The 5,375-nt window shown below is 64.2% G+C and carries 4 protein-coding genes; 1 reads left to right on the forward strand and 3 read right to left on the reverse strand.

All coding sequences use genetic code 11. The features are described from left to right. Positions 1–14: 14 nt before the first annotated feature. Positions 15–212, reverse strand: coding sequence for a hypothetical protein (locus tag CKO23_RS23685; protein WP_200335835.1), 198 nt, complete (start codon positions 210–212; stop codon positions 15–17). A 128-nt stretch (positions 213–340) separates the two neighbouring features. Next, positions 341–1,894 (reverse strand): alkaline phosphatase, encoded by a 1,554-nt coding sequence (locus tag CKO23_RS23690; RefSeq protein ID WP_200335836.1) that lies wholly within the window; start codon positions 1,892–1,894, stop codon positions 341–343. Positions 1,895–2,316: 422 nt separating this feature from the next. Between CKO23_RS23690 and CKO23_RS23695 the strand changes: the two genes are divergently transcribed. Next, on the forward strand, positions 2,317–4,671 hold the full coding sequence (locus tag CKO23_RS23695; RefSeq protein ID WP_200335837.1) for an esterase-like activity of phytase family protein: 2,355 nt from the start codon (positions 2,317–2,319) through the stop codon (positions 4,669–4,671). Positions 4,672–5,129: 458 nt separating this feature from the next. Here the strand turns inward: CKO23_RS23695 and CKO23_RS23700 are convergent. Next, positions 5,130–5,375: hypothetical protein (locus CKO23_RS23700; RefSeq protein WP_200335272.1), on the reverse strand; the 246-nt coding region annotated here is incomplete at its 5' end.

The following is a 5,375-nucleotide window of genomic DNA, read 5'->3' on the forward strand; positions in this document are numbered from 1 at the left end:
CCCAGCAGGCGTTCTTACGCGCGCTCAAGGTACCAGAGGAGCACTTTATCCACCCATCCCCGTGCTGCTGAATCGATGCCGCTGAAAAATACGACATCGGTGCTGTCACGGGGTGCGGAATGTCCGTCTGGAGCCAGATCGACGAAGAGAAGCGCTAGGCAAACGGCGGCGATCGCCGCCGAGAAGACCCATTCACGACGCGTTCTTGACATGCTCGATTCGATCTCGTGCGCTGGACAGTGCGGAAATGCAAGAGGCGCCGCCTCATCGGCGGCGCCCCGCAAAGCGCGTCAGGAGCGCCCGTGCTCCGTCACGCGCTGGACCTGAGTCGAGGGCTCAATCAGGGACAGGACTTCTCGACTGGTAGCTTGCGCAGGCTCATGATCTGCGCCAAGCGCTTGGCAATGTCCGTATTGTCATAGAAACCGGCGAACCGATCGCTGTCAGGACCTTGTGCATAGACCGGGACCGGGACGCCGGTATGCGAGTAGGAGGTCCAGCCGATGCTCGCACGCTCGTTCAAGATATGAGTGAGCGTGACGGTGATGGGCTCATAGCTGCCATAGAGCAGCTTATTTTCATCTTGACTGTTGCTATTGGAGCCGCACAGCGATTGATCGTGGGCGGCCACGATCTTTTCCTTCTGGTACTCGTTCAAATCATTCCAGCTCAAACCGAACGAATCAGACATCAGCCCCTTGAACGCATCGGTCACGTCGCCAGTGGCTGTTCCGTTCGAGCAGACGGAAGCATTGTCCGCTTTGTACTTCGCCCAGACCTCCGCGTTGAAGTAGTCGAAGCTGTTCTCCTGCCCGAGCAACCGATCGTAATAGGCGGTGTAGGCCGTGGTGGCATGACCGATCGTCATACCGCCGGTCTCGTGGTCACCGGTCACCACGATCAGGGTGTCGCGCGGATGCTTCTTGGCGAAGTCGATTGCAACCTTCACCGCTGCATCGAAGTCGAGCGTGTCGCCGATTGCCGCGACCGCATCGTTGGCATGGCACGCCCAGTCGATCTTGCCGCCCTCGACCATCAGGAAGAAACCTTGGTCTCTGATCGGCTTCGAGCGACCGCATCGCTCATGCTTGCAGTCTTTCTCCGTCTTGGGCACCGCCGCGAGGCTGGCGATCGCGACTTGCGTCATCTCCGCAAGAGACAGGTTGTCGTCCGGCTTGTCGATGGCGTAGGGCATGGCTTGGCTGCCGTCGCGTACCGGATTGATTGCGACCACCTTGTCCATCGGGTCGTCCTTCAGCGCCAGTATGGATTCACGGTCCTCCAGGACCCTATAGCCGTTGCCCTCCAGGAGATCCCAAACATCGTTTGGTGCCGTGGGCTTCACGAGACCGCCACCGCCGAAGAACTCATAGCCCGAGTCGGCCAACTGGGTCGCGATGCTGTTCATCTCGCCGCGGCTCACCACACTGGCGTAATACGCGGCGGGCGTCGCATGATCGAGTGAGACGCTGGTGATGACGCCGACTCTCTTGCCGCTGTCATGGGCCAGCTCGGCGACGCTCTTATAGCAAGTCGTCTGATGCTCTGAGTCCCGATTGATCACACCGCTCTTGGTCTTGATCCCGCTCGCGAAGGCGGTTGCCGAAGAGGCGGAGTCCGTCATGAGCGCGTAGGCGTCATAGGTGGTCTGCATGCCCTGCACGGGCATCCGCGTCAGGTGCAGCCGATTCTCCGGTTTCAGTAGATCCGCCGCGACCTTTGCGGAGCCACCGTTGATGGTCGTGAGATACGCCTCGGCCGCCTGGATCTGAGCATTTGCCATGCCGTCACCGAGGAAGAAGAACACATACTTCGACTGGCTCGCCTGGGCGTCGATCGCCGCTGTCAGCAAAGCTGCAGCGGCCACTCGTGTGAGTACTGCCTTGGTTTTCATCGCCTGATTCCACGCCATGTTTGCCTCGACCCCCGCGGGGCTGGGGCCGCCCGACCGATCCGGTCCCTGAGCGCAAGCGCACCACGATGGATCGGCAGGGGTGCAGGGTACTCCCGGTTTTTTACTCTCAGATGAAATGTCCCTGGGGCGAGTGCGCCAATAAGCCCCCGGCTGGATCTGCCAACGGCCTCGGTCGCGGCCGGCAGCCTATCAGGGTTGCGATGGGACTCCGCTCGTCATCAAGACGTCATCCTTTTGTCCTCTCATTACGACTGGGTCCGCACTTGCATCGGCCCCGCTGTCCTGCCTCGAGCCGCTGGGCTCGGGCGTTCCGAGCTCGTGTCCATCCAGCCTAGGGGCGATCGGGGGTGGGTTACGGCAGAGGCAGGCAGCGTCAACCACGACTCGGAGAGCTCAAAACGATGAAGAAACGCACACAGGGGCTTATGGTGACGGCCGTGGCGGTCGCCGGTCTGACCGGGGCCAGCTACGCCCATTTTTCGGGGGGTGAGGGACGCGCGAGCGCGGTCGATCTGCGCTCGCGCCACTACAGCGAGAGTTTTCAACGGGTGGCGACACTCGGCAACTATCTGGGCCTGGGAGCAAGCCGCCTCGGCGACACCACGGTGTCGGAGATCGTCGCGGCGACCAAGGACGGCAAGACGCTGGTCTACACCGACAGCCCGGGCAAGCGCATCGGCCTGGTCGACATCACAGACCCGCGCAAGCCCCGTCATGTCGGGGAGGTCGCGCTGACTGGCGAGCCCACCTCGGTCGACGTGCTCGGCAATGACCTCGCACTGGTTGCCGTCAACACCAGCCAGAGCTACACGCAGACCAGTGGCGAGCTGGTGGTTGTCGACATCTCGATCCCTGGGTCGCCGAGCATCGCGCGCAGTCTTCCACTCGGCGGTCAGCCCGATTCCATCAAGATCAGCTCGGATGGCCACTACGCCGCCATCGCGATCGAGAATGAGCGGGACGAGGGCATTGAGGTCAACGACGTGGAAGGCGGTTTGCCGCAGTTGCCAGCGGGCTTCCTGGTGGTCGTGGACATCCTGGGTGCACCGCCCGCGGACTGGCAGACCCACCAGGTCTCTCTCAGCGGTCTGGCCGACTATGCCCCCGATGACCCAGAGCCCGAGTTCGTCGACATCAACGAGGCCAACGAGGCCGTAGTCTCGCTCCAGGAGAATAACCATCTGGTCGTGGTCGATCTCGCGACGCGGCAGGTGCTGGACGACTTCCCTGCCGGCACGGTCTCCCTGACCGGCATCGACGCGGTCGAGGACGATCTCATCTCGCTCACGGATAGCCTGCCGGACGTCCCGCGCGAGCCGGACGCCGTGACCTGGATGCGCGGTGGCAAGCGGGCCGAGCCGCTCATCGCCACCGCCAACGAGGGCGATCTCTTCGGCGGCAGCCGCGGATTCACGCTGTTCGACCGCAGCGGCAACCCGGTTTTCGACAGTGGCGCGGCGCTCGAAGAAATCGCCGTGCAGCACGGACACTATCCAGAGGGGCGGTCCGAGAACAAGGGGAGCGAGCCGGAGGCCATCGAGTACGCCCGCTTCGGTCGCGAGGACTATCTCTTCGTCGGCTCCGAGCGCGGCAGTTTCGTCGCCGTCTATCAGATGCAGGGCATGCGCCCGCGCTTCTCCCAGCTCCTGGCGGCGCCCTTGGGTCCCGAGGGACTGCTGGCCATCCCCTCGCGCGGTCTGCTGATCGCCGCCGGTGAAGAGGACGACCCGGAGTACGGCGTGCGCTCCAGCCTCATGATCTACCAGCTCCAGCGCGGCCGGCCGGACTATCCGCAGATTCTGTCGGCGGATCGGCACGGCTCGCCCATCCCCTGGTCGGCCCTGTCCGGGATGGTCGCCGATCCTCACCGCGAGCACCGGCTCTTTGCGGTCTGGGATGGCTTCTTCAGCGAGAGCCGCGTGCTCAGCATCGATGTCTCCAAGCAGCCCGCCGTCATCATCGGGGCCATGACCCTCAGCGGTGGCACTGGGGGCTATGACCCCGAAGGCATCGCCATCGCCCCGGACGGCAGTCTCTGGATCGCGAGCGAGGGCAACGCCAGCGACTCCAAGCCCAACCGCCTGCTCCAGGTCGATGCGCGCACGGGGGCAGTCCTTCAGGAGATCGGGCTACCGCAGGAGATCCTGGACTGCCGCAAGGCGTCGACCAAGCGCGGAACCCTGGGCTCCGGATTCGAGGGCCTGGCCGTCCAGCGCGTCCGCAAGGGCTATCGGCTGCTCGTCGCCCAGCAGCGCGGCTGGGACTACACCACCGCAGACTGCGAAGACCTGGACGACGACGCGGGCGGTCTCGACGCCAACGGAGAGTCGCGTCAGACGCGAGTCTGGACCTATGATCCGGCCGAGCAGACCTGGGACCATATCTCTTGGGAGCTGGCCGAGGTGCCGGAGCAGGCGAGCTGGGTCGGTCTGTCCGAGATCACGGCGGCACCGGACGGCGCCTTCCTGGTGATCGAGCGGGACAACCGCACTGGCGACTTCGCTGAGATCAAGGATCTGACGCGGGTCAGCGCGCGGGCGCTGGCGGACGGACGGGTCGAGGCGGCGGAGAAGTCGGCGGTCGATCTCATCCCATCGCTGGAGGCGACCAAGGGCTGGATCACGGACAAGCCGGAAGGCGTCGCCGTCACGCGCACCGGTGAGGTCTATGTCGTCACGGACAACGACGGCGTCGACGAATGGTCCGGAGAGACCTGGCTGCTGGACCTCGGCCGCTACTGGAGACTCTTCCGCTAAGAAGCGGCGAAGCTCCTACGGCTCGTGGCACCGCTCCGCGGTGCCACGTCCGCCTCTTGGTGCTCTGCGCCCCCGCACGTCTCTTGTCACGCCAAGGTCCGGCCTTCGCGGTGCAGAGCGCCGGGTCATAGGCGACACCGCAGAGCGGTGTCGCGAGCGGGTTTTCGGACACATCCAAACGCATTCACGCCAGCACGACCCCGGCGATCATGCAAGACTCTGTGCGCGGTGTACCCCATTCGGGGGCCGATTGACGGCCGCCTCGGGCGCTGGGCATAAACTCCAGCCTGCTTGATCGCTGCGGGAACGGTCGTCCAGACCCCAATCCCCATAGCGGGGGTCTGCTCACGGCGAATCCGTTCTAACGCACATGGCGGAGCGCCACCCCGGACCATGAAACGGGGCGGTAGCTTGGACGGACGCCAGGAGAGGCAACATATTGCGTCCTGTTGAGCCTCCTACAACAAGTGCGCTGTTTCACGGTAACCGGCGGGCGCTGATTGGGCGACGCGGGGTGCGGAGTTTGCCGTCATGCCCAGATAGTCGAAGACACGGCGGACCCTGCGAGCGAGCTTGCCGATGGTTGCCGCCACGGAATCCTTCGATTTCGTCTTGATCAGCCCGATGGCGAAGCGGCGCAGGCGGGTGATGTTTTCGGGTCCGTGGCCGGTGCGGATGGTGCAGCGATCCTCGTCCCAGTTCCA

The organism is Thiocystis violacea, assembly GCF_016583565.1.
In the GTDB taxonomy this organism is placed as follows: domain Bacteria; phylum Pseudomonadota; class Gammaproteobacteria; order Chromatiales; family Chromatiaceae; genus Thiorhodococcus; species Thiorhodococcus violaceus_A.

Excerpts from the sequence above, each read along its gene's own strand:
- CKO23_RS23685 (WP_200335835.1), bottom strand. The coding sequence starts at position 212 with ATGTCAAGAACGCGTCGTGAATGGGTCTTCTCGGCGGCGATCGCCGCC.
- CKO23_RS23690 (WP_200335836.1), bottom strand. The coding sequence starts at position 1,894 with ATGAAAACCAAGGCAGTACTCACACGAGTGGCCGCTGCAGCTTTGCTG.
- CKO23_RS23695 (WP_200335837.1), top strand. The coding sequence starts at position 2,317 with ATGAAGAAACGCACACAGGGGCTTATGGTGACGGCCGTGGCGGTCGCC.